Annotated in this window: 27 protein-coding genes; 18 read left to right on the top strand and 9 right to left on the bottom strand. The window is 33.0% G+C overall.

Annotation, left to right across the window (positions count from 1 at the left end; all coding sequences use genetic code 11):
• Both CHB80_RS24060 and CHB80_RS24055 read left to right on the top strand, forming a co-directional pair.
• Positions 1-2,106 (top strand): RHS repeat domain-containing protein (locus CHB80_RS24060; RefSeq protein ID WP_143337247.1); only part of this gene is annotated, 2,106 nt, incomplete at its 5' end.
• A complete protein-coding gene (locus CHB80_RS24055; protein WP_089374080.1) occupies positions 2,106-2,648 on the top strand; it encodes a hypothetical protein in 543 nt (180 codons plus the stop codon). The genes CHB80_RS24060 and CHB80_RS24055, both read left to right, overlap by 1 nt.
• Positions 2,649-2,713: 65 nt before the next feature.
• Here the strand turns inward: CHB80_RS24055 and CHB80_RS24050 are convergent, their stop codons facing one another.
• From CHB80_RS24050 to CHB80_RS24025, 6 genes are all read right to left on the bottom strand, one after another.
• A complete protein-coding gene (locus tag CHB80_RS24050; protein WP_089374079.1) occupies positions 2,714-4,402 on the bottom strand; it encodes a hypothetical protein in 1,689 nt (562 codons plus the stop codon).
• A 145-nt stretch (positions 4,403-4,547) separates the two neighbouring features.
• A complete protein-coding gene (locus CHB80_RS24045; RefSeq protein ID WP_089374078.1) occupies positions 4,548-4,961 on the bottom strand; it encodes a hypothetical protein in 414 nt (137 codons plus the stop codon).
• Complete coding sequence (locus CHB80_RS24040; protein WP_089374077.1) at positions 4,936-5,571, bottom strand: hypothetical protein; 636 nt, start codon at positions 5,569-5,571, stop codon at positions 4,936-4,938. Before CHB80_RS24040 ends, CHB80_RS24045 begins: the two co-directional genes overlap by 26 nt.
• A gap of 38 nt (positions 5,572-5,609) precedes the next feature.
• The gene (locus CHB80_RS24035) at positions 5,610-6,410 is read right to left on the bottom strand and encodes a DNA adenine methylase (RefSeq protein ID WP_089374076.1); all 801 of its coding nucleotides are present in this window, start codon (positions 6,408-6,410) and stop codon (positions 5,610-5,612) included.
• Positions 6,411-6,421: 11 nt separating this feature from the next.
• The gene (locus CHB80_RS24030) at positions 6,422-6,892 is read right to left on the bottom strand and encodes a JAB domain-containing protein (protein WP_089374075.1); all 471 of its coding nucleotides are present in this window, start codon (positions 6,890-6,892) and stop codon (positions 6,422-6,424) included.
• Positions 6,893-6,935: 43 nt separating this feature from the next.
• Positions 6,936-8,102, bottom strand: a complete 1,167-nt coding sequence (locus tag CHB80_RS24025) for a type IV secretory system conjugative DNA transfer family protein (protein WP_089374074.1) — start codon at positions 8,100-8,102, stop codon at positions 6,936-6,938.
• A 395-nt stretch (positions 8,103-8,497) separates the two neighbouring features.
• Here CHB80_RS24025 and CHB80_RS24020 point away from each other — a divergent pair, with 395 nt between their 5' ends.
• The 5 genes from CHB80_RS24020 to CHB80_RS24000 all read left to right on the top strand — a co-directional run bounded on the left by CHB80_RS24020 (position 8,498) and on the right by CHB80_RS24000 (position 11,300).
• The gene (locus CHB80_RS24020; RefSeq protein WP_089374073.1) at positions 8,498-9,388 is read left to right on the top strand and encodes a tyrosine-type recombinase/integrase; all 891 of its coding nucleotides are present in this window, start codon (positions 8,498-8,500) and stop codon (positions 9,386-9,388) included.
• 338 nt (positions 9,389-9,726) lie between these two features.
• Positions 9,727-9,936 carry a hypothetical protein gene (locus CHB80_RS24015; RefSeq protein WP_089374072.1) on the top strand — a complete coding sequence of 70 codons (210 nt, stop codon included), beginning with the start codon at positions 9,727-9,729 and terminating at the stop codon, positions 9,934-9,936.
• Positions 9,926-10,438, top strand: a complete 513-nt coding sequence (locus tag CHB80_RS24010; protein WP_089374071.1) for a hypothetical protein — start codon at positions 9,926-9,928, stop codon at positions 10,436-10,438. The genes CHB80_RS24015 and CHB80_RS24010 overlap by 11 nt, the downstream gene beginning before the upstream one ends.
• Positions 10,439-10,528: 90 nt before the next feature.
• Positions 10,529-10,756 (top strand): hypothetical protein, encoded by a 228-nt coding sequence (locus CHB80_RS24005; protein WP_089374070.1) that lies wholly within the window; start codon positions 10,529-10,531, stop codon positions 10,754-10,756.
• A gap of 88 nt (positions 10,757-10,844) precedes the next feature.
• Positions 10,845-11,300: a JAB domain-containing protein gene (locus tag CHB80_RS24000; RefSeq protein ID WP_179218268.1), complete on the top strand. Its 456-nt coding sequence runs from the start codon at positions 10,845-10,847 to the stop codon at positions 11,298-11,300.
• A 32-nt stretch (positions 11,301-11,332) separates the two neighbouring features.
• Here CHB80_RS24000 and CHB80_RS23995 read toward each other — a convergent pair whose 3' ends face one another.
• Positions 11,333-14,401 (bottom strand): NACHT domain-containing protein, encoded by a 3,069-nt coding sequence (locus tag CHB80_RS23995; protein WP_089374068.1) that lies wholly within the window; start codon positions 14,399-14,401, stop codon positions 11,333-11,335.
• 179 nt (positions 14,402-14,580) lie between these two features.
• Between CHB80_RS23995 and CHB80_RS23990 the strand changes: the two genes are divergently transcribed.
• From CHB80_RS23990 to CHB80_RS23960, 8 genes are all read left to right on the top strand, one after another.
• Positions 14,581-15,327, top strand: a complete 747-nt coding sequence (locus tag CHB80_RS23990; protein ID WP_143337246.1) for a hypothetical protein — start codon at positions 14,581-14,583, stop codon at positions 15,325-15,327.
• Positions 15,328-15,487: 160 nt separating this feature from the next.
• Positions 15,488-16,588, top strand: coding sequence for a hypothetical protein (locus CHB80_RS23985; RefSeq protein ID WP_089374066.1), 1,101 nt, complete (start codon positions 15,488-15,490; stop codon positions 16,586-16,588).
• Positions 16,588-17,310: a hypothetical protein gene (locus tag CHB80_RS23980; RefSeq protein ID WP_089374065.1), complete on the top strand. Its 723-nt coding sequence runs from the start codon at positions 16,588-16,590 to the stop codon at positions 17,308-17,310. The genes CHB80_RS23985 and CHB80_RS23980 overlap by 1 nt, the downstream gene beginning before the upstream one ends.
• Positions 17,300-17,461 (top strand): hypothetical protein, encoded by a 162-nt coding sequence (locus CHB80_RS24845; protein ID WP_179218267.1) that lies wholly within the window; start codon positions 17,300-17,302, stop codon positions 17,459-17,461. Before CHB80_RS23980 ends, CHB80_RS24845 begins: the two co-directional genes overlap by 11 nt.
• 3 nt (positions 17,462-17,464) lie before the next feature.
• Positions 17,465-18,922 (top strand): type IV secretory system conjugative DNA transfer family protein, encoded by a 1,458-nt coding sequence (locus CHB80_RS23975; protein ID WP_089374064.1) that lies wholly within the window; start codon positions 17,465-17,467, stop codon positions 18,920-18,922.
• Positions 18,919-19,278, top strand: coding sequence for a DUF2958 domain-containing protein (locus tag CHB80_RS23970; protein WP_089374063.1), 360 nt, complete (start codon positions 18,919-18,921; stop codon positions 19,276-19,278). The genes CHB80_RS23975 and CHB80_RS23970 overlap by 4 nt, the downstream gene beginning before the upstream one ends.
• Positions 19,262-19,747: a hypothetical protein gene (locus CHB80_RS23965; RefSeq protein WP_089374062.1), complete on the top strand. Its 486-nt coding sequence runs from the start codon at positions 19,262-19,264 to the stop codon at positions 19,745-19,747. Before CHB80_RS23970 ends, CHB80_RS23965 begins: the two co-directional genes overlap by 17 nt.
• Complete coding sequence (locus tag CHB80_RS23960) at positions 19,744-20,643, top strand: relaxase/mobilization nuclease domain-containing protein (protein WP_089374061.1); 900 nt, start codon at positions 19,744-19,746, stop codon at positions 20,641-20,643. Before CHB80_RS23965 ends, CHB80_RS23960 begins: the two co-directional genes overlap by 4 nt.
• A gap of 271 nt (positions 20,644-20,914) precedes the next feature.
• Here CHB80_RS23960 and CHB80_RS23955 read toward each other — a convergent pair whose 3' ends face one another.
• The gene (locus tag CHB80_RS23955) at positions 20,915-22,636 is read right to left on the bottom strand and encodes a T9SS type A sorting domain-containing protein (protein WP_089374060.1); all 1,722 of its coding nucleotides are present in this window, start codon (positions 22,634-22,636) and stop codon (positions 20,915-20,917) included.
• A 120-nt stretch (positions 22,637-22,756) separates the two neighbouring features.
• On the opposite strand from CHB80_RS23955, the gene CHB80_RS23950 reads away from it, so the two are divergent.
• A complete protein-coding gene (locus tag CHB80_RS23950; RefSeq protein ID WP_089374059.1) occupies positions 22,757-22,999 on the top strand; it encodes a helix-turn-helix domain-containing protein in 243 nt (80 codons plus the stop codon).
• A 50-nt stretch (positions 23,000-23,049) separates the two neighbouring features.
• Here CHB80_RS23950 and CHB80_RS23945 read toward each other — a convergent pair whose 3' ends face one another.
• Positions 23,050-23,412, bottom strand: coding sequence for a hypothetical protein (locus CHB80_RS23945; RefSeq protein ID WP_089374058.1), 363 nt, complete (start codon positions 23,410-23,412; stop codon positions 23,050-23,052).
• A 300-nt stretch (positions 23,413-23,712) separates the two neighbouring features.
• Between CHB80_RS23945 and CHB80_RS23940 the strand changes: the two genes are divergently transcribed.
• Positions 23,713-24,405 carry a hypothetical protein gene (locus CHB80_RS23940; RefSeq protein ID WP_089374057.1) on the top strand — a complete coding sequence of 231 codons (693 nt, stop codon included), beginning with the start codon at positions 23,713-23,715 and terminating at the stop codon, positions 24,403-24,405.
• A 159-nt stretch (positions 24,406-24,564) separates the two neighbouring features.
• The gene (locus tag CHB80_RS23935) at positions 24,565-25,227 is read left to right on the top strand and encodes an IS1 family transposase (RefSeq protein ID WP_089374056.1); all 663 of its coding nucleotides are present in this window, start codon (positions 24,565-24,567) and stop codon (positions 25,225-25,227) included.
• Positions 25,228-25,816 lie beyond the last annotated feature (589 nt).

Raw genomic sequence — 25,816 nt, 5'->3', positions numbered from 1 at the left:
AATGGAACTACAGTAGCTACACATACCATGACACAAAACTTCCCTTCTCTAGTTGGAGATATGGTGATGTATGATGAAGGGACGCAAATAAGCAGTTTAAATCTCTATGCAACCAATATTAATAAGAGTCTACAGAAAGTAGACTATCAGTATAACATACGGGGATGGCTCACCGATATAAATAATAACAACTCAAAAGAAGGTGATCTTTTTCATTTTCATATCAATTATGATTCTAAACAAGGAATGAGCGCCACAGGAAGTATTACTCCTCTATACAATGGAAATATTTCTCAAACCATGTGGAAAACAGCAAACACTGATAATCAAATAAGAGCCTATGGATATGCCTATGATGATTTAAATAGAATTAACAGCGGATTTAGTAGGCGTGGAACTAATTTCGATACCGTAGATAGTTATAGCCTTATTAATGTGAGTTATGACAAAAATGGTAACATTGGTGGTTTAGAACGTAGAGGGTTAGGATCAGGTACAGAGGTGATAGATGACCTTACCTATACCTACGACGGAAATCAATTACTCAGTGTTACCGATCTAAGTGCCAATACATCAAGTAGTATTAGTAATCAGGGATTCTATGATGGAAATACTTCAGGAGATGATTTTGAGTATGATGTCAATGGAAATATGATCAAAGATCGTAATAAAGGGATTACTGATAATATTGAGTACAATCATTTAAATCTGCCTGAGATTGTTAAAATCAATACAACTGACTCTCAAGGAAATACTCAGCAAGGAACGATTACGTATATTTACGATGCTACTGGAATAAAACTAGCTAAAATTGTGGATGATCAGTCTCAAAATAGTACTATCACGACCTATTATGCAGGTGGATATATCTATGAGAATAATAACAATAATGTTGAATCCTTAAAAATGTTTCCACACCCCGAAGGATATGTAGAACCAGTATATAGCACCTCTAAATCTATCCAGAAATTTAATACTTTAACGCAGGCTACATCCTTCTCTTCGTATCAATATGCATTTAACTATACAGACCATTTAGGAAATGTAAGACTCACCTATGCAGATTCGGATGGAGATGGGGCGATTACACCTTCTTCTGAAATTATATCTGAAAAACACTATTATCCATTTGGATTACAGCAAAAAGGATATAATGACGTGGTTACATCCAATTCTAACTCCATGGCGGAACGTTTTGCCTTCAACGGAAAAGAAAATAATCCTGAACTTGGACTGGAATGGTACGACTTCGGAGCAAGAAATTATGATGCTTCTTTAGGTAGATGGATGAATATTGATCCTATGGCTGATTTATATGTTGATATGTCTCCTTATCATAATGTTGCAAATAATCCGATTATTTTTATTGATCCAGAAGGAGAATCGTATTACTATGCACAAGATGGAACATTTCTTTTTGAAACTGATGATGATAAAGATGATGTGTATGCATGGCAAGAAGGAGAAGGTAAAAAAAGAACTCATAATCCTGATGGTAGTTATCAGGATGAATGGGTTGAAGGAAGTTTTGGTCAATTAAAGCATGATGGCGAAGCAGTTAGTCATGATGTGTTTCTTGGATTTGCAGCAGCTGTTGCAGAAGAATCTAGCGGAGATAAAAATGAATCTTTTGCAATAGCGAGTACTACTTTAAATTTCTTAGCTGAAGGAGGCAGTACACAATTACAAACGCTTGAAGATTTAGTACTCTATGATAATAACTTTATACAAGGTGCTACTCAAAAAGGTTATTCAGAATATCTAAAATCAAAAAATAAAAACTCTGAAAACGAAATTGGTGCAGTAATAAATGCACTTTCTGGTGGTACTGATTATTCTGGAGGTGCAAATGGATGGGATGGAATAGATCTAATATCTACAAAGCATAGTAATAGTCATAGAGGCTATAGATGGTCTTCTGATTCTAAATCACTAGTTGAGAAGTATAGAAAAGATAATAATGGTGGCGTAAAAGTTGGAAAATGGACTTATACAAGTAAAAACCCTCAAATACAGGTTCAAAGGATCGTGAAGAAGACTATTTTCACTAAACTTTTGACGGGAAGGGGAGAAAGAAAACAATCGGAAACAAAATTTAAAAAATAATGGTAATTAAAAAGTTAATTTATATTGGTATCGTATGTGTTACATTTTTTTCTTGTAAAGAAAATAAGGACTCAGTAGAAAAATCTGTAGAATCGAAAAGCGTTACAGAATGTGATTCTAAATCTTTAAAAGAGTGGTCATTAGAAACTATTAAGAAAAAAGAGTTTGTTCTTTCTAAAGAAAATAACATTAAATTTTCAGATGATTCAACATCAGTAACATTAACTTGGATATATGATATTGAAAATCCAAATCTTGATAAAGATGAATTCACAATGTATTGTATTGATTTAATAAGAGAAAAGATTACGATTCCAGAAAATTATACTTTAAAATTTAATTATCTTTTAAATGCATATTGTCCTGTTGATGCAGATCTTCCAATAGAAGTGAATTCTGAAATTCAGAATTTTAATATAATTGATAATGATTCATTAGCTATCTATGATTTTGATATTGTTAGAGGAAGACTTGATTCTGGAATAAAGTATTTAGTAAATGAATCTAAAGAAGTTACGGATACTATTCATTTGAAAATATAATCATAAAGAGTAACTTAAAATGAAAAGGGAAGTAATTAATTTTACTTCCCTTTTTTATTGATATATTATTCATTTTTAGGCTCAAATAGTCCTTTAAGGTTTATAGATTTGGAGATATTAACACTAATCACAGGATCTTCGCCTCTGGCGAAGTATTTACGAACTTCACCGCTAAGTTTAATTCCTACTGATCTTTCTAATAAATAAAACTGAAACGCTCCAAAAGTGGTAAAAGTAGATGTTTCTTGACCAGAATCTCTAATTCCTGGGTTCCCTCCTCCTAGAAATGGATTAAAAAAGACTTCAATTCCTTTACTTTGATAAATGGTTGGCATTGCTATTGCAAAATAACTATCATATACAGTTAAAGTTCTATTACTACTTCTAATTAAATTGCTTTGTAGTTCTTGATTTTCTGCTAAATCACTTACAGAAATACTTTCTACCCCCAATGAAAATAAGTCTTCATTGTTAAAGGTTGTAGTTTCTGTACGTTGTATGACCTCAACATGAGGACCTACCATAAGTCTAAAAACAAAATCTTCTTTAATTGTTTCTTTTAAATTAATAAATGCTTCAAAGAATAAACCTAAATTTTCTATCGAAACACTAGGCACACGCCTAACTTGTTTTCGTTCAAAGAAAATTTCTTCTGAATTTGATTGTTCATCTAAAATCTCTATGACTTCTTGATTTTCTGAAAGCTCAAGTAATTGAGACACACTATTTGTTTTATATAGCCCTGCTCTTATTCCGTATTTTGCTGTTCTTTCACCTGACAAATCGGGTAAAAAAACATCTATTTCAGAATAAAAACTATTAGCCTCTAGATTGTCTTCTAAATCGAAATTAGTCCCGCCAAAAAAATTATAAGAATTTCCAGAAAAAGATGACTTAGTTAATGAACGCTCTACATAAACAATTTTCTCTTTATTTAATTCGTCAACTTTAATTATTTGTTGAGATTTAGGTTGAGATTTGAAATAAATAGAATCTATTTCTAAAACAAACCTTTTCAGAGAGAGTAAGTTTTTAGTTAAGTTTTGTTGTTCTTTTTCTATTAATCTATTTTTACTTGATAGATTTGAATCATCTAATTTTATTATAATTTTATCATTTGAGTAACTTCCTTTAAATGGTTTTTCGTATTTAGCAACTATCTTAGGAGATAAGTTTTCAAGCCCTTTAGTTTTTATTATTACCTCAATATCTTCTTCAATTGGTATTGAAGATGTTATTTCGTAAGGAATCTCGATGACCTGTTTTTTTGACTCTGTTATTTTTATAGTGGTTTCCTTTGATTTAAATCCTAATTTTGTAATTGATTGTCCTTTAAAATATAGAATTTGTTTACTTTGAATGATCTCATAACCTTCATTAGGAGTACTGATCTCTAATATTAAGGTTAACTCTTCATCCTCCAAACCTATATTTTTATATATAGGAATATTTACAATACTTTCTTTATTTGAGGTGTCTACTACAAATTCTAATTTTTTATCATTAGAAATTCCTATCAAAAGTTCATTGAACTTAGCATTAGCATGAGAAATTTTAAGCTTTAAAAAATGATGATTCTCATTAACCTTTTTATCGTAATCATAGTTTTTTATGACAACTTGTATATTCTTAGAATTAGAGTTTATAGTTTGGTATGGCGCTGAAAAGCCTATTTTAGTCTGGCAATAGCCAACTGAGAAAGAAATGTAGATTAATAGTATTAATAATCTTTTGATGATTTTTAATTGATCCATAACTAAAGTTTTGATATGTTATTTAAAATTCTTCTTAAAAGGACTCTATAACAATACATAAGAAATTAGATATTTTATTACGGGAAGCCGTAATTGACTTAGAAGTTAAAAGCCCACTTTAGAAAGTGAGCTTTTATATATTCATTTATTCCAACCAAATCTCCTTAGCTTTATTAAATCCAACCCATTGCATTTCCTTGTCATACCCACGAGCAGATAAGCTATAGCGAATCAGTTTTTCAAGCGGAATGTCATAGGCAAGCAAAAACCTGAGAAGCTCTCCGTTCAAAGTTCCAAAGGTTCCTTTAAGCTCCTCCCAAAACCATAATGGATTAAGGTCTGCAAAGATTTCGGCAATCCTATCATAGGAAAGGGAAGTGTAACTTTCAGGTAATATTTCAAAGGTTTCTCCAACAACGGTTGGATGATCGACAGGCACTATTAAATAATCATGTTCAATACTTTGAATAACGCCGTACTCTTTATCAGTTCTACGATGTTCAAAGTTTAACCATAAGGCGTTATCTATTGCCTTACTTTTTTGTTGCTGTCGTATCATCTTTCTTCTTGTTAGGTGTCCCTTTTTTAAGAGCAATGGTTTTGGACGCTTCTTTCTTTTCAGCTTGCTTTGCATCATCTTTTATTTCAGATGTTTCTTTTACTTCCACTACACCGTCTTTTCGTTCTTCCTTTTTAATAGGCGTACCATTGAGTGAAATGATATCCTCACGAGAAGACAATCCCTCTGCTGCTTTTTTGCGAATTAATCGCTGGCTATTAAACAATGGTCTACATTTAATATTAAAGGCGGTATAGTTTAGCGCATCTTTTGGGCTTTTATGACTCCCTGCATAGATGGTATAAAGCTCATCATTGGTAAGTGAATTACCTTTAGTCTCCATAATAATGTTTAATGCTCGTGTGGCCACATCATTTAATGAACTTCTAGTTTCAGCAGTATCAAAGCCAAGGGCTTCAATCTGTTTCTTTTGTTCTTCATTTGCATACTTTAAAAAAACTTCTGCTTCTTTTCGATAGCCTTTGAGACGATCTGCAACAGTTACTTTTTCTTCTTTGGCTTGGGTAATCTTTGCATCAGCATCTTTTAAGAGTTCTTGATCGGTAGTGATATTCTGTATCAGCGTATCAACAATACTTGGTGTTTCCATAATATTCAGTTTTAAAAATTAATAATTATTTGTTTGTGTTATTCAATAGAGTAATTGGCTGTTAGTACTTCTACTTTTTTAGAAGTTCGAGCCTCACCACTTTTACCAAGACTGGCGTTAAGTGGTTTTTCAAATCGCTTGGTGTACCATCCGTTCTCTTGGATATACTCATCCAAGATATCAGAAGGATACGAAGACAAGAGAAATTTTCCTTTGATATTAGAAAGGGTATCTAAGAGTTTACGATAATCATTTTCGGTATATCCGCCATACAATCCTTGATCAGAATTGATATACGGAGGGTCGACATAATGAAAGGCATCTACAGCATCACGACTGGTGATTACTTTTAATGCATCATTGTTCTCAATCTGTACATTCTCTAACCGTTTATAAATCGACTCATCAAAGGCAATCTTCTTATTCCTAAATGCCTTAACTCGTTTCCCATACTTATCATATCCCCAAGATCCCACGTTACAGGCAAATCCCATATTGGTAGCTATGTAAAATGCCCAGGCTTGTTGCAATTTGTTAAACAAGTGAGGCATTCGATAGATTGCTAGAGCAACGGAATACGTCGCCCGTGAGAATAAGGTTGCTTCTATTTTCGCTTTAAGCGAAACAAAATCAGTTTTAACGACTTCATAGAAATTAACTACAAGGTTGTTTGTATCATTGATGGTTTCTGATTCAGATTCCGCTTTCGCGAAAAAGACGGCACCACCACCAAAAAAAGCTTCGGTGTAGATTTTGTGTTGTGGAATTAGTGGGAGAATATGCGATAGCATATTAAGCTTTCCGCCATAGTAAGTAATTGGAGTTTTGAGTTTGGGCATAAAAGGTCAAGCTATAACCAACCTTCATCAGAGAAGGAAGTATAATTTTCAGTAGTTAGGATGATGTGATCGAGTAATTTAATATCAAGTAAGCCAAGGGCTCCCTTGATACGCTGAGTTGTTGCTTCATCAGACGTTGATTTTTTAAGCACGCCCGATGGATGGTTATGACAAATAAGTACTCCAGAAGCATTCGTAAGAATGGCTAATTGTACAACCTCTTTAATGTTTACGAGTGTACCGGTTGTACCACCAACTGATATTTCGCTAATGGCGATCACTTGATTGGCATTGGTGACAAGCATGACGAAAAAGAACTCTTTAAAATCCAATCGCTCAGTATCGACAAAATCACGAAAAATAGCTTCAGCAGATTTACTGCCTTTTATATTTTTTGTCTCGTCATATACAGGGCGTTTGTAATGTATTTGGACTTCATTGCATAAAGCAATATCCAAGGGATGTTGTTTTTTTGGTTTCATTGATATTGAGTTTTTAAGTTATTGAAATGAGGTCATAGACCTTTTAAAGAATGGTATCTGCACTAAAGGGAACAGAGGGTTTTCCGTCTATCATTAATTTGAGATAGATGGAGTAATTGGCAAGGGAAGTGAAGTCAGTTGTTTTAAAGATTGGATAGAATTCTTTTGCCATTAAGTTGGCATCAGTAATTCCTAATCGAAAACAAATAATAGTTCCGACATTTCCAAGGACACTATTACGTACTTCGGCATCTAATTGAGAAAGGAATTGATTAGCGAGAATGAGTCCAACTTTGAACTTACGAATCTGTGCCAATAGTTCGGCGATGAGTTCTGTGCCTGACAGAGTTTGAAACTCATCTATGTATAAGTAATATGGCGTTCGTTCGTCCTCTAGCATATCAATGCGAGAGAAAGAAGCCGATGCAAGGGAAGTGAGAAGCAATCCACCCAAAATATTAGCGACGTCTGCTCCAACTTCTCCCTTGGCAAGGTTGATAATAAGAATCTGATTGCTATCAATTATCGAGCGAAGTGATAACTGATTGGTGTTTTCAATCAAGATTTTTCGCACCATTCGATGTGATAAAAATCCACCGAGTTTGTTCATTATGGGTAACAAATCGTTTGGTTTGTATTTTGGGAACTCTTTTATCCAAAAGTTTTTGATGTCGGGGTTGTGAATATGGACTAAACATTCATCTCGATATGATCTCTCGTGTAAGAGTTTTAAGATGTCTGAAAGCTGTGCTTTCGGCTGATCTAATAAAGTAAGCAAGATCATTCTAAGAATGTGTTCCATCTTCATTCCCCAAGCAGATTTCCAATTTCTTTGGAAGATTTCCAGAATGTTAGAAGCCACTAATGAGCGTTTAGAAACGGATACTTTTCTAAGTGGATTATACCCAATATCAAGATTAGCATCGGTAACGTCAAAGTATATATAGCTTCTATAGGGAAACCGAGATTTAAGTTTTTCAATAACCTCACGTGAGGCATCTCCATGAACATCTACAAAAGCAAATCCTCTCCTAGCTTCTGCATCTTGATACATTAGTGTCTTAAGTAGGGAAGTTTTACCACTTCCAGACTTACCAAAAGCATACAAATGAAATAGCCTATCGGCTTGTTTTATACCAAAACGTTTGTGTTCACTCCTAAAATTGGTACGTGCAAAATAGCTGACCTCGTTAAGATAGTCGAGATTCATAGCATAAAAGGGAAGGGTAAGATTTGGGTAAAGTGTTATTTAATTTTGACAATGTGAAAGAACTACTTGACTTGTTCTGGATTTGTGATAATTTTTAAGAGCTTTAGAAAGAAACTTTTTTACGTTCAACTTACTACCATTATACCATATTGAACAAAGGGAGGGGATACTAGGCATTTTATGTAGGGAGTTAAAACACTTCTTGCCATTAGCACGAAAATGAACTACACTATTACCAGTCATTTTAATACAAAGAAACCCCGTTGCCCGAAAGGGTGATCAATAATATTGATTAATGGAAAAAACGGCGTGTTCATTCAAATATCTCTAGCTTTTTTAGTTGGGGTATATGAAAGACCCGCTAACATTCCATTTTAGCGGGTCTTTTATGCACTATGGAAATCAAAGAATCAATACAGACTTATTTACGTTGGAAAAATCGTCATACTAACAAAGCATATGTTCCTTATCATCGCCATTTAAAATTACTTAAAATATTCCTCGAAGAAAAAGCAATCACTAGACTTGAAACTATCCACGAAGATCACATTATCGAATACCACGAATCTATGGAAGAGAAAGAGTATAGTCCCGCTACGATAGCGTACTCAGCAAGAATTATTCGTAACTTCTTTAAATTCTGGAAAGGTCGTGGTAAATCTAAACTCAATCCTGAAGAGATTAAATCAGCTAAATTTATCAATGCCGAAAAAGATATTGTAACCAAAGAAGATTTTGAGCAATTGATCATGGTGTTGGATGAGCGATATGCTAATGAACTGATTAAAAAGCTCATCATACATTTACTATGGGATACAGGGATGCGTATTAGTGAACTATTAGATATTAAACTTAATGATATTAGTAAACAAGGAATCAATGGACTTCGCACCGCCAAGGTACGTACTCGAAAGAATATGAGATATAATCTTGTAGTATGGGGAACAGATACCAATGAGCTGTTGAATCAATATCTAGGAATGAGATTATGCATGGAAACAGAAAACAATTACTTATTTATCAATCCTAAAACAGATAAATCCTATACATCAAGAAGCGTACAACGATGGATTAAAGAAATCACAGCAATGACACTTATAGACAAAAATATTACTCCGCATAGTTTTAGACACGGAAAAGCCAATGAGATACTAGATCAAGGCGGAAATGTCAGGGATGTAAGTGCTATTCTTCGACATATCGCTGTTGAATCTAGTATGCATTACTTGCAACTATCCGAAAGTCGATATAAACAAACCGCAGGAAGATTCTTAAAGACAGCCTAAAAAACAACTTTAAAAACGTTGTTTTTTAAATGATTTGTAAAGAAATATTATCTAGGTTATACTGATGCCAGTACCTTGCAACTATACATACCTTTATGTTTTATAAGATAGTTTTTACAAAGTAATACTTTGTATTGAAATGACTACCTCTGCATTCTCCTGAACCAAGCCCCTAGTAGGGGTGAAAAATATGACAATACAACGTCGTAAAATATATGGTTCAGGACTTGCTTGTCGCGAAACCCAATAGGGGTTTTACGACACCGCTATCTTCATAAGATATAAGGGTATTGGATATCACGTCCTAAGGTTGCAGGTACATAAATCAACAATTTAAAATGACAAAATTCTACAATGTCGTTACGCGCAAGACTATTAACCAAGATACTATAGGCAAAAAGATCTACCATAAAGTAGGCATTCTTAAGGTAACCGAAAATGGTGGATGGTTTTTACAAATGTATCATCAACCTAATACAGACTTTATGGTGTTCCCAAATCATAATGAATCATTGCCAGTAATCAATTTTGGAAACAATGAAGCTTAACCATACCACTGCTGTACCTAATATATTTTTTGATAAGCAGATTGGGGAATTAAGCGGGTCAGCTATACGGGTGTATTTAAAAATCGTTCGTAATCTTTTAGGATGGCGAGATCAAAACGGACAGGTAAAGAAACGAGACTGGATAGCTCACTCACAATTTGAGAAGACTGGACTTTCCAATAGAAGTGTTACAAACGGTATCCAAGAACTACTGGAGAAACAACTTATCCAAGCTACTGACTATATAGGTAACGATGTAAGCAACCCTAAAGAGCGTAAACACGCCCAACGAGTTTACTACTCCCTTATACTTGAAAACTCAGAAAAAACTACGTTCTACAACGAAAAAACAAAAGAAAAACCACCGCATAACTTGCGGACTACAAAAGAAATTTCTTTACCAAAGTACAAAGCAAACGAAAGAATACCTGACCATATCCGTATACGGCAGATACAAGAACAGGAACAGAGAAAGCAGTTACAGAGGGATAGTTGGCAGTAGTATTGTTAAGAATATTCTTCTATACTTCTATAAAAGCTTACGCTTTTATAATTAAGGTATGTTTTATCCGAAATTAACCTACTAACCTTTATGCAAAAACAAAGATATCTGCATATTCCTAAACCATTATTTATTGCTCATAAGAAAGAATTTAAAACCTTTCTTGATACACGATTATTCACTATAGCTTCTCTATACTGGGAACACGAAACACATATTAATGATATTGCTAGAGAATACGAAGTTTCTGGAACACGTATTCGTCAATTATTATGGAAAGCTAGAGAGAGAATTAAAGAGAATAAGTATCGTATCTAATATTGTAAGTATCTATTATACAAGTAATTAAATATTGACATTTGTTTTTGTAATGATATGATAATCTAGAATTTAAAACTTAATTATTGTGAATAAAATAACAGATGTCAATAAAGTAGAATTAAAATACAAGCGTCCAAACAGAGACGAGCTTATACATGTTCCAAATCCTGATGTTGCCATTAAGTATCTACGGACAATTATAGACGATGGCGTACTGGACTTAAAAGAACATTGTTGGCTTATCCTTATGACTTCGGATAATTACTTGTTAGGGATTTCTGAAATAGGGATGGGAAGCATTGATAATGTAAAAATTAGCTTAAGAAATATTGTGCAGACAACACTCGTTGCAAATGCAGTTCGAATTGTATTAGTGCATAATCATACCAGTGGAGATTTAACATTTTCTAGAGCCGATATTACCACCGCTAGGCATATCAGAGATACTGCCATTATGATGGGAATTGATTTGCAAGACAGCCTTATTATTACTTCAGAAAAATACAGTTCCATAAGAGATTTACTCAGCGATTGGGAATAAATATGTCCTCCTTTGTTTAGGAGGATTTTTTATTACTCCATGTTCATATATAAATATAAAATATCTATACAACTACTAATAAAATCAACTCTATCATAACGATAATCTTTCGGAAAATTCTTTTTAATAATGCGATTTAGAAAATCATCTTGATTAGCGCGTTGATTACTAAGGTTTAGAAATTCTTTTTGATACTGAATATTCCAGGACATACTCATATATGCAAATGCTCTAAGTCTTTGCTTATTAGGGTATGAAGTGTCAAAAATAACGTTATTGAAAAAGTTGAAATACAAGTCCAAAAGGTAGATATCAGTAGATGCTGTCAATGCTCTTTCATATTTGATATGGTTTTTGACATTTTCATCTATTTTCAAATAAACATTTTTAGTGCTTTCAAAAATAAGTTTTGCACTTTCTTTTGATAAAATTCCTTCTTTAAATGTAAGCCAGAAGCGGTACTTATGTACAGTATTGTAAATAAATCTTTTGATTCTGAAAATAGGGATGTCGTCAAGATGATCAAAAAGATAATTAAAGAATTCACTACTATGATATCGCATGACATTAGGAACAAATAATTTCAAAAGATTCCCTTGTTGATTTATGAACTGTACGTATTGGGAGTCACTACTATCCTTGAAAAAATACTCAAATGTAATGGCTACTTTCTGATTGGTTGAAAGTCTAACAGATGTATATTCCTGATCAAGAACATTTCGATAAATATGATGTACATATAATTCTTTATCTTCCTTACTTTTGGTACGATGTATTCGTTTGATTTGCTCTACAAATTCAATAAGTTCTTCAAAAGATAGTCCCAAGTTATACTTTGTCAGTCTTTTGACAAAAGTTCCAAGTTCCCCTAATTTTTTAAAAGGTAGATGATGAATAAAAAAATTAAGCTCTTTATATTTTTGATATCTATTCGGCTGAATAATATCTAATATCGGTAATTCATTGGCAATACCACTAGAAATATGATCCAAAATAGAAATAGACTCTATCGTTTCATAGCGATCTAGTAAAAGGCGACTCATTTGAATTAATGAAGTACCCAAAATTTCGTAATCACCACAAATAGCATTTTTTTGATGAACAAATTGTATAGCTAATTTATATTGCTCTATAAACTCTTCCGTTAAAATCTCAGGCAGATTTCCATCTTGAAACCAAGAACAATCTAAAATTTGATTTGGTTGTAATACACCAATTAAATAACCGAGAATACTTTGCCATAATTTTGGATTCGCTACATCTCTTTCATATTTTTTGAGTGAATTATAACTAGAAACATGCTCTTTCAGGTAACTAGCAATAAAAAATGCTTGTAATTCTCCATTTGCAAAGTGAATTGTCGTTCCATTACGGATTAAAAGATGATGTTTTATAAGTTCATCAAGTGTTGATGAAGGGGTATAATCAATAAGCGTTGCTTTATTATAGTACTGAGTACAAACTTCTTTAAACTTTGATGTTGTAACTTTCTCTACTGTTTTACTTTTGAATACCATTTCAAAGGCTAAAAGCGAAAGGACTTGAAAATGATGGTGTTTGCGTTCCTTCCATTTACCTTCATCAGCACTCATTTTATCTCCCTCGTAGTCGTTAATAAATTTGTCCTGTATCAGCTTGCTGAATAACGTCCATTTATTTACAATAGATTTGATTAGACTATTGTGATCTTTAGAATAGGATTGTTTCTTGTTTCCTATCAGAGATAAAAACATACACAAATACAGTGGATTATTTAAATGTACCTTAAGGTTATGTCTTAGAATCAAGTCATAGTATAAAGACGATTTCGTGTCATCTTGAAAGTAATTAAAAACAAACTTTTTTATATCAGAAAGTTCAAATTTCGGTATTTGGTAGGTTAGAATATCCAAGTTATACTTTGATAATCTTGGTTTTGTTCGCCCACTTAATACCACTTGCATCTTAGGATAGTTGGATCGTAAGGTTTTGATAGTTCCAAACAGTTTATCAGCATCTACAGTTTCTATATCATATTCGTCTAACAATAATAATATACGCTCTTTTGAGAGTATATTTTGATCATATTTTAAAGATTGAATTTGCTTATCAAACAGCTTTTGGAAGTCATTTTCGGTGTCATACATCAATTCTATAAAAATAGGAATTAATGGAGTTTTTTGATTTGCAAAGGTGTGTGCCAACCACTTCAATGTTATGGATTTTCCAAAGCCAGCAGGAGCTTCAATAAAAAGATGATGACCCATATCAATGACCTGCATGATATTATGTGAGTCTTTAAGGATTGTGTTAATCCTTATGATACTTCTGTCAATGGTATCAATTCTTTCAAATTTCGCTTTGCTGGTAAAACATTCATGCCTTTCTTGTTGTAGTTCTTTTAACTCAGAGATAAGTTCAGGGTTATCCAAAACAAGAGGCTTTTGGATATAATTTGAAATTGGTATTTCAAAATCAAATAGTTCCAGTCGAATTGTACTAAATTCTGAACGAATATTTTTAAAATATTCTTGGAGACTATGATTAAGATCAGAATTATCAGGATCATTAATGTTTTTAGATACAAAATTCTTAGCTTCTATTAGCTTACCCTTTTCCGTTATTTTTTCTTCAAAAATAGCTTCACAAAAAAACTTTTCTTTTTCAACATTAAACACATAGGTGTAGTTTTTAAATTCACTTGTATCATCAAGAATTAAATCAATTTTTTTAAAGAAGATATTAAAAGAGCTTTTGATGTCTTCTTTTTCTTGAGTTTCTAGGTCATAAATTTTCAGTTGCTCGAATAGTTTTTTAAGATGTACTATTGTGTAATTTGATTTTGGAGAAAATAAAAGACATAATAATGTTCGTAAATTCCACGTAGTTAATTTTCCTTGTGCAATGTTATTTCCTATAGTCGTATATGCGGTTGAAGAAGTTATATAGGGAATGATTTCTGATAATTTCAACTCTTTAGCTTTTTCTATAAAATCATTTTCAACACTTAAAGCTTCTTTGGCTAAAGTATACCCTCCTTTATTTTTGGGCTTTTCAAAAGCTTCTAAAAGTTTTTCTTTTTTAATATAAAACCAAAAATTCTTCGAGTAGACTTCTTCCATACCCCAAAAATAAAAATTTATCCTCTTGAAAATTCTCAAAAATTGGAAGAATGGATGAATGGATAATAGAATGGATGACAGAAAGATACAGAATGGATAATGTAAGCCAGTAAGGAGTATTGCTGGAATATATTGCATCCAAGAAACAAGCGATGTTTCAATACACTTAAAAACAATTAATGATGAATCAAAACACACCGATTACACAAGAAGAATTAGATGCATTTGTAGAAAATCACAATAACGACCCTACCAGTAAATGTAAAATTGGACCTATCAAGACAATTACGATCAGTAGAAATCCAAATCACGACACCACAACAACTGCAAAGCAAAAGCAATTACTCAATAGGTTACTGCAAGAGGCGATACATCCTAATCAAGTATTTTTTGATGCCTTTGAAGATGATTATCGTAAGGCAGAGAACACAATTTCTAAAGTGTTCTCAAATCAAGTGCCAGCATTTAAGATAGCTCTTTGGGCTGATCTGGGTGATAGAGAATTGCGAACACTACTTAAAGATTTAGGAGGATATATAGTTGCTCTTAAAAAGAAAGTGCCTTATAAGGTATTAAATGTCATCATCAAGCATTTAGAGTACAACAAACAGTTCCTAAGACTAGTAGAAGATTGCTTTTATTTTTATCAATATCAAGATCACTATACTACAGCAGGAAAAGATGTTATTGAACAGTTTAATACTCTATATAAGTCATACTTAGAAGGTGTACTTACAGATACAGAAAAAGATACATTTTTCAAGCTATGCTCAAAAATTCGTAAAGAAACTGCTACTAATCATCTAAAGCGATATGCCGAACTCCTCCTAGGAGTAAGTTATGATGAATTGAATCAAATAATGAGTGATTGCTATATGGGATGTTTGGTCATTGAGACTGATCCTCTTTTAGACATATTTCTATAAAAACAAACAGCACGTCATTCCGCCAAGAATTTACACGTGCTGTTCACTTGATCCTTGAACGAAGGCTAATGCCTATCGTAGAAAGAAATGGAAACCTTCCATGAGGGAGGTTTACCATTTCATAAAAATACAATTCTAAAATCATTTACAATTTATTCTTATGAAAGAACAAGTAAAAAACCAAAAACCAGACGGTAAGGTTACGATATTCCGTTACCAACAAAAAGAACTAGAAGCAGAACTCTTAAAGGAGCACACCATCATCATGGAAGAAGTTTCCCTAAATCTAGCCAAAGATTTAGCGACGCTTAATAAACCTGAAGCTGATAAAACAGAAGATCACTATTCCGATCCTATATTTAGCGCATACCGAAAGATGGGTATTTATGCCAAGAAAGAACTACAAGTAGATATTGAATCTCACTCTATACTATCTGACAAAGAAGAGTCTAAACATAAACTAGAAGAGTTACATAAAGACCTTAGCGCTAAAGAAAATAATCTCCGATTAACAAACAGGCAACTGGAAAAAGAAGACAATACACTTTTAAAGAAAGATAAGCGATATCAGAAAACCAAATGGTTTCTTAGATTCATCATTTTAGTCGATACTTTTTTAAGTGCAGCCGCACTTCAAGCAATGGAGTATTCTCTTATTGCTTCTTACATAGTAGGATCAGCAATCGGAATGAGTATTTTTCTCATTGCAGAGTACCTACCGCAAATTATAAACAAAGGAAGTACAATGATGCAGAAGAGGCTTATTGCACTTGGCTCCTTTACTGTCTTGGCTATCCTTTTTTATGTCTTAGGTATCTTTAGAACCTTTAGTGTCACAGGAGATGATATTGCTAACTCAGAAGGGATTAAGCCAATCTACTTTATGTGCTTGAATCTCTTTTTTGTAATCGTATCCACCTTAGCAGTGTACTTTAATAAATTAACAAAGGCAGAGCGTCAACAATTAGATGAATGGAAACTTAAAAAAGAAGCATCCGAGAAATTAACGAAAGAAGTTGAAGATCTTAAGTCTCGTATTCAAAAAATTAGAACAGATCAAGCCGAGGCAGAACTCACACGTAAACAACTATTGATTTACGCACAAGATGTACAAGAACTTATTCAAAGCTATTTTGAGCAAAGTTTAAAAACATTTTACTCTACAAACCTCATTCATCGATCAGATGGAAAAACACCTTTATGTTTTTCTAATCCGATTCCACAGTTACCTGTATTCTACAAAGATTTAAAACTGAAATAATGATGAGGGTATTCTATACACTGGGACTTGGATTGCTGATAGCTTCCTGTACCGATTCCGCTAATCAAGGCAGAATTATATCTGTTCTTAATGATCGCACTGAATATGATTTTGTGATACAGCCTAATTCTAAGATGATACTTCCATTATTTCAGCTAAAGGATGACCCATGGCAACAATTACTTTTTCGCTATGGAGAATTGAACGATCTAGAGCATAATAGTCGGCATGAAGTATCTCTTGAAGCAGAAGTGGCATTATTTGGAAATGAGTTTAAACGCAGGGCAAAAGTGAAACGTTTTCAAAAAAATGTAGTCACGATATTAGATCAAACTTCTGATTCTACGAACTATCAAAATAGTACTATTTGGGAGCCACTGGTAAAAGAACTGTTGATATTACAGCGTGATACCACCCAAAGGGTAATATTATACGTGTTTTCTGATTTACGAGAAAACGCTTCTTGGTTTTCTACCTATCGTTATTCAGATATTCAATTATTGGAAAATAATAGTAAGGCGGTAGAACTATTATTCCTTGAGAAAGCACAGGAGATTATCCCAAGTGCGTATATCGAAGTTATAGTCGTCTACCAACCTCAAACATTAGAGCAAGATCAATCCTTTAAACAGATGTCTCATTTGTATAGGGAGGTATTTAATGAATTGGGTATTACTATCTCCTTTGTTGCAAACCTCAAAGATTCAGGTTATGGCACATAAAGGAAATGTATTTATAAAAACCATAGGGAGCATACTGCGCTCTCTATGGAAACTATTCCTGATAGGATTGTACACCTGTGCTAAAGTGATTGGTTTCCTCTCCACACTTACTGCAAAAATTGCAGAGAAATTGTTGAATTTAAAATCATAAATAATGAGCTTTATTACAGATATCATAGATGACGTTTTCTCAGGATTAGAAAGCTTATTCAAAGCAGAACCAAAACTGCTAGATGCAAAATTTGGAAATGAATCTGATTTCTTCTCTCGGAAGAATACAGGATTTTCTTTGGGTCAAAAATCAATGACTACGCTTCAAAGTAGAAATAACTGTTTGCTATTCGCGCCTTCTGGAGCTGGAAAGACAACTACCTGTCTATATCCAACAGCGATCAAGATCGCTCTATCAAAAGAAGGGAATAGCATGGTGATTAATAATCCGTCAGGAGAATTATCACAACTTAAAAACTTTTTAATACATCAGGGATATACCGTTTTAAAATTTGATCCTAATGATGCAGAACACTCCATTCATTATAATCCACTCTCTCGTATACGAACGGATGCTGACATTCAGAAAGTAGCCAAGATGATTGTTAGTGGTTCAAACAAGGAAGCTAAAGATTTTTGGGTCATCAAAGCCCAGGAACTTATCGCACTTATCATAACTTTTCTAATTACTCATGCTCCTAAGGTCAATCAGAATTTAGGCAATGTCTACTATTTACTTCAACATCTAGCAGGGGATGAAGACGTGATTAATGGATTATTTGCCGATAAGGCAACGGATAATGAGTGGCGAACGTATAAGAGTATTATCTCAAATAGTCCTAATACGAAGGCGAGTATTATCAGTTCAGCTATTGCAAGTTTATCTTTCATTGGTTCGGATGCAACGCTATGTAATCTTACTAGCGTAGACACCTTTGATAGTGAACGAATGCGAAAAGAAAAGGTCGTATTATTTTTAAACTGTCCCTTAAGTGATGCCTCATATTATGAGGTTTTAATGGGCTTGTTCTTTGAGCAATTATTTTCAGAAGTCTTTGATACTTTACCTAGAGGGGATGATAAGGATATATTCTTGCTTATTGACGAATTGAGTTCTATTCCTATGCCTAACCTTGCAAACGTCATATCTAACGCTCGCAAATTCAGATTACCGATTCTTGGTGTATTACAATCTGAAAATCAACTCTATGAAAAATATGGGCAATACAATGCAAAAACCATTATCAACAATGCTACGCGTATTTATATGACTGGTTTAACAGACGAGTGCGACCGCCTTGAAAAGACCCTTGGAACCAAGCAATACTATGCAGATAAGGATAAAAAAGTAGTACGTTCTCGTCCGCTTATGTCAGCAGATGAGATACGTACTATGCCTATTGATAGGGTGATTGTACTTCCCAATGGCGGGGTGCATCCTCTCTGTGTAAAAGTAAAGCCGTATTACAAAATACCAAAGTATAAACGGTATATGGAAATGGATTTACCACTAGGTCATACTCCTATTACACCTTTCAAATATGAAGCTCAATATTTATCCTTAGATAAATACCATTCAACAGAAACGGTAGTTGAGACCACTAATAACGAGGCGATATGAAACTTATCACAGAAGAATTAATTGCTCGCTTCAAGGAAGTGGGTGATCAGTCAGAAATGGAGAACCCTATCATTATTGCTAAGTTTTTTGATCCCGTAGGATCTGCTACATGGTACGCTACAGAATATGATGCTGAAACGAATGTTTGTTTTGGTTACGTTACAGGGCTCGCTTACGATGAGTGGGGTACATTTTCAATTACAGAAATGGAAGCTATTCAACGTCCTTTTGGCTTATCCATTGAAAGGGATATATACTTTAAAGAAATTCCTTTTAGTGATCTAACTCAAAAGTCGAGAATGGCGGAACTAAAGAAGAATAAAGACGAAAAGCAGCGAGATGAGCTTGAACGCTAATAAGCAATATGATGACACCGAAACCTTCAACTATACTTCGCTGTATGAATATCTAGAGATTAATTTACACAATAAATCTCAGGTCAGCGATGAAGATATTATTCTTTTAAAAAAGGAATACTGGAGGCTTTGGTATCGTCATTACCGCAGAGAGCAACGTAAAAAACGAAAGGAATTTACTCTTGGTTTCAATGATAAACAGTTGAGTGAAATAGAAAGACAAAAGGGAAGTTATACGATTTCTGAATTTCTTTATCAGGCAATAGCATCAGCACTTACAGGAAAGAGTATCTCTCAGATGAATACCGCATCCCTTGGCCTCATTCATCAAACCTTGTTACACTTGATACATCTTTTAGAGGAATTGGAGGATGACGATGATACGACAAGCATCAGAGATGAAATCTTTGAGCGACTTTCTGCATTAGAACAACAATTTGAAAACACTTTTAAAAAGAAAGAAATATGATTATCAAGGAAAAGAGTATCAAGAGTTATAGAGGTTTAGAAAATGCCCTTCGATATGTACTTACCAAAGGTATCGATGGAACTGGGGAAGTAATGCGACGTTTTGTTTTGGGGGATAAACCTTTTGAAAATGCATTACAGAGTATAGAAAATAATATGGAAGAGATGTCTATTATCATGGAAAATCGTATTGCTAATATGATGGGACAGTATAGAGCGAATGATAGAAAACGGATTCATAAACGCAAAGGAGAAACTAAATTCTATCATTCCATATTGTCGTTTCATAAAGAGGATAGATTAACCCCTCAACAATTGAAACAAATAGCACGCACCTACGCCAAAGAACGTTACCCTAATTCTATGGTAGTAGCCTTGCCTCACTTTGATAGAGACCATTTACATGTCCATAGTCTTGCCAGTTCCGTAGAAGTGGGAACAGGTAAAACGTGCTATTTAACTCGCAAAGAGTTTAAGGAAGTGAAAGAACGTATGGAGCTGTGGCAGGATAAGCATTTAAACTTAAAGCACAGTCGCGTAAAGCATTCTAATAAGGCTCGATCACTACTCAAGGATGCCGAGCATCAATTAAACTTAAATGGCAAGCTTTCAGAAAAGCAGCAGATGAATATGCGACTTGCTGAAATCTATAGTAGATCAACATCTGAAAAGAGTTTTTTTAAAGCATTAAAAAAGTTGAATGTGTATGAGCGTAATGGCGAAATAACAGGCTTACAGGGAGAAAAAAGGCGCTATCGTCTTAAGACGCTCGGTTTCTCTAAAGAACGTCTAGAAGAGCTTAATCAAAGCAAGCTAAATAATGTAACGAAGTCTCGATTAGAACAGCTTAAAAAACTTGATAAGGGAAGAGATCGAGATATCGATCGAGAGAGATAATTAAATACTGAATGAATTTAAAAAACCGATGGTACATACGCTATCGGTTTTTTTGGTTGGTGGGGATTCTTAAGGGGTTTCCCAATAAGCAAGACTGCCTTTGAGTACTGAACAGTTCAAAGGCAATCTTGCAAAATTCAAAAAATGAATTTTCCTCGATATGTCTCAAAAGCTAGGGAGCGACTTGAGTCATATCGAGATAAGAATGTTCCTAAAAGAATACCGCAGTATTCGACTTAGGACATTCTTTATTTAAAGGACACACTCATACTTATCGTTTGATAAGTTTTCTTGTAACTATTGTATTATTAATAGTGATTTTAATAAGGTAGATTCCTGTAGAAAAAGCATTAAGGTCTATATACTCAGTAGGAGATGTTTTTGTGAAAAGTAATCTTCCTTCAAGGGAATATAATCTGATATCAGTTATGATTTGGGATGACGTATTTTTTATATTTAATATATTCTCTATAGGGTTTGGATATATAGATACAGTACTTTGATTAAAATCATTCAAACCTAAAGTATCGCATGTTTCCTCTTCATTAAAAGGGTCAGAACCACAGGCAAGTTCTTCTTCATCACTAAAACCATCATTATCATCATCAAGATCGCAAATATCTCCCTCAGTATCACCATCATTGTTTTCTTGTTGCGGATTATGAATTTCAGGACAATTATCAGTGTTATTTAATACAAATCCATTGGGAATATTGTTAGAGGGTACTTCTTGGGAAATATTAGGATCACCAAAACCATCGGGACCGCCATTGGCATCGTTATCTTCATAGACAGTAACCAGAGAAACTGAGTTTTGTGTTATCACATAAGTTCTTTTAGTATTTCCAAAATCATTTCCATTTACTACAAGATCAATTAATCCATCACCATTATAATCTTTCGCATCAAGAGAAGAGTTATCCAAAGCAATTACTTGATTCGTTTCTTGGTCAATAAATGTTATCGGTTCAGAATTAAATGTAGAAGAGTCAATACCTATATGTATACCTGTATACAGTTCACTTCCTCCAATACCAGAAATAGCAATATCCATAATTTCATCACTATTAAAATCTTGAAAGAGAATATCTCCAAAACGTAAATCAGGTAAACCTGTTAATGATGAAGATTTAGGGTTAAAATTTCCTCCTCCGATATTTTCATAAAAAGTTGTTAGTGTTCCGCTCTCACCAGAACCACTCACTACAAAATGATTGAGTGAGTTATCGCCATTATTACTAATGGCAACCATAGATAAACCTACGCCATCAAACAAAAAGCTTTCTGAGAAAGTACCATCACCGTTATTCTCCCATACAGCGCCATACGCTCCAATATCTTCAGCATCACCAGTAACAATTAAATCTTTTAGATCACTTCCTACAACATTACCGATAGCAATATCACCAAAGTGAATTGCTGGGATAGTAGTACTTATCGGAATAAATACTGATGAAGAATTATTGTCACTATCCGTTTCAAAGTCATTGATAAGGACACCATTTTGTTGGTTAATACCTGTTGTTGCTATATTTCCTGTAAAAAAGACGTCTTCAAACCCATCGTTGTTATAGTCAATAATGCCTATACTACCGACTTTATATGGCGTAGGGTCTGTATATACAATACTAAAGCCATTAGCACCATCATTTCTAAAAATATTAATACCGCTAAAACGTGACATGGTTACAACATCTAGTTCACCGTCACCATCATAGTCTAGAAAATCATGTCTGCCATCAACTCGCAATGAGATATTAAGAGTTTCAGCAGGTATCCAATCACCAAGAGAAAAAATATAACATTTTGTTACATCTTGAGGTGCGTCTCCTTGGAAAATCTCTAAGGTATCATTAGAAGTATCTAACTCAACAAAACTAATGTCTGTACCAGAGGTATTATCAGTAAACGTTTCTACGGTAAAGTCTTGAGCTATTGTTTTAATGGAAAACAACAGTACGGTAATTACTAGAAAAAGGTATATTTCTTTCATTATGTATTGATTTTAAGTTACTAATGAAGCAAACATAGAAAAATTCCTTATAAAATACACCTTATAAGGAACAATTTATAAAAGGTTGTGAAAAAGTGGTTTCTCTAAGAGTTTTGTGATATGGCAAATCACGATACAGAAACACAAGAGAAATTAGAAAAACTCGCAAAGAGATTCAAAGAACTACGCATAGCAAAAGGCTATCCTAATTATGAGCAATTCGCGTTTCAAAATAATATCTCACGCTCTCAATATGGGAGGTATGAAAAGGGGCAGGATATACGTTTTAGTTCACTCTGTAAAGTACTCAAGGCTCTTGATGTAACCTTTGAGGAGTTCTTTAAAGATTTCGAGGAAAAATAAAAAACATCTTAGAAATAAGATGTTTTAAAAAAATATTGAGAATAAAAAGGCTATATCTTAAGCCCTAATTCTTTTGCCGTTCTAATAGCGGTTTCTTCAATAACGATCCAGCAAAGGTTAGCAATATTGTCTCCCTTAAATTTAGAAAGGTCTTTCTCTGTAATGCCATACTCTTTTTGTTTTTTAAGAATGTCATTTTTATAGGTGGTATAAAAGCTATCAACATCTGAATATTCCATAAACTGAAATATCATATCCATTGAAGTTTTAGGATTGATGATATTTTTGATGTAGGCTGTACAATCATTCTCATCATAGTTTAAAGAATCATAAGAAATGAAACCTTCAACAGTTGTTTCAGCTTCTTTTTCAGCAATAGTTTCTAAAGTATTTTTAATTTCAAGATTAGTCATAGTATTATATAAAGGTTAACGAATAATACGCTGACGGTAAAGCCCAGTGGTAAAGCTTTTTTGACAAGGAGGAATCCGCTAGGAGCATTCCTTGCGAAAAAGGTGTTCTGGGCTAGTGTCGGAAGTAGTTATTTGTATCTGCATATAATACTAAGGCTAATCTCTTAAAAGCAATTACTATTTGTATAGAGAAATTTATCTACTGAAATAATTGTAATTAAAATTCTGACAATGTGTCGTTTATATTTTGTTGGAATAAATTGTGTGTTGAAAATTTAAAGTAAATACAATAGTTTATTAATGGATAACGATGTGAGTCAAAAAATAGGAAGTTTAATAGAGGCAGAACTTCCAATTAAGGATAGAGAAAAATATCTTGATATATTAACTAATAGAATTGAAGGAAATATAAAACTCAACAGTAAATTTATTAATATAATGTTGCTGTGCATATTGGCTTTTCCTTTATTGGTAAGTTCCAAGATATCAGAAATATCTCTAGGTCCTTTTAAGCTTGTAGAGGATAGTATTATTGTATTATTAATACCAACAGTATTTACTTTTATTCACTATAGGTATATGTCAGTTTGGGCAAATATTACTCAACAAAAAGAAATATATAAATATTTAACTTCAAATATCTTTTCTATTAATACCAACTCTCTACTTAACTATAATATAAGTTTACAATCATTTACGGAGTCAGCCATACTAAATCATATTAGAGGAGGCTCAAGATTTCTCATAAAAACTATGGCATTCATTTGGTTATTGATGCTATTTATTGTGTTTGTAATACCCTATGCATTTGGAATATATGGGGTTTGTATTCTTTATACTAAACTTGAATTTAATTCTGTAATCAATTGGTTAAGTTTTGTAATCCCAATTTTTTTAATGCTTGGAACTCTCATTGCTACTGTTCAATGTTTATTAGAAGATGTTGGGATACTTAATAAAAATCTTATAGAGTTCGGTGATGTCCCAAAATAGGTCATTATCAAAGATGATAGTTTAAATTATTGAAAAACAGTAGTTAGCTAAAAAGTTAATTACTGTTTTTCTTCGTTCATTGGTATGTTGGTAAGAAAGAAAATCGCTAAGAGGTCTTAAAATAAGGATTCTTTAAATCGTCATGTATTAAATTAGGACATGGAAAAAATACACTGTCCAAAATGTAATGGTATATCTGTAAAAAATGGATTTCAAAATAAAACTCAACGATATAAATGTAAAGTTTGTAATAAACGATTTCAAGTTTCATATACGTATAAAGCATATAACAGCAATACAAATGAATTCATTATTGATCTTTTAAAAGAAGGCTGTGGACTTAGGAGTATTTCAAGGATACTAAAAATTTCAAAGAACACTGTTTTATCTAGAATGCTCAAGATTAGTAATTCGATCAAAGTTCCTTACTTTGATAAACAAGGTTGCAAATTTGAAATAGATGAAATGTTTATAAAGATTGCAAATGGTGAAAATCAAAACTGGTTAATTTATGGTATTGAAAGAGTAACAAAATCTTTAATTGGTTTTGTTATTGGTGGAAGAACAAAAGAGAATATTAGTCAATTAATCAATAAGATATTATTGCTCAATCCTAAACGGATTTATACGGATAGATTAAACATTTATCCTAGCTTGATTCCAAAAGAAATTCATAGACGCTTTCGATATTGCACAAATAAGATAGAGCGAATGAATTTGACATTACGAACACATATCAAACGACTTTCAAGGAAGACGATTTGTTTTTCGCGAAAGCAAGAATATTTAGAGGCACACTTAAGAATTTATTTTTGGGGATGAATGTTATGTGTCTACATCATAAATAAAAAGTATACACTATCCATCAGATAAAAAAATAAACTAATGATATTTAATCACTTCCCGTGTATGGAATAATTTATTAAAAAGTGTCATGGAGATTATATGATGGATCCATCTATCAGATGAAAAGAAACAATATCATAAAAATCAAAAAGTATGAGTCGTTGGGAAGTACTGAAAAGACTAAAGCTACTAAAGTTAAAAAACGTGTTTAAAATTTCATATTCTCACAATGAAATTTATTATCAGATTCATTTTTCCAACGAGAGATATTTGAATTTGGAATCTGTGCAATTTGTTTTTCAGTCAAAATATCTTCTAGAAGTTCGTAACGAGTATTATGTTTTATAGTTATGTCATACGAAATCCTATTCATACTTTTTTCAACAAAGCCATTAAACACAATAACTAAATAGCTGATATCTAGCCAATTTACTTATAAGAAAAAAATTATTCAAAAAAATTCATGGAAATTACTGGGTAATACTTCTTAGATAACACTTTTGAAATTAATCATAACATTTATGAAATAAGTCTTTGTGTATATACAATAACTATTGTATAAGTT

Source organism: Dokdonia pacifica (assembly GCF_900188275.1).
Taxonomy (GTDB): domain Bacteria; phylum Bacteroidota; class Bacteroidia; order Flavobacteriales; family Flavobacteriaceae; genus Dokdonia; species Dokdonia pacifica.
Note: the sequence above shows the minus strand (reverse complement) of the source record. Positions and strands in the feature narration are given on the sequence as shown.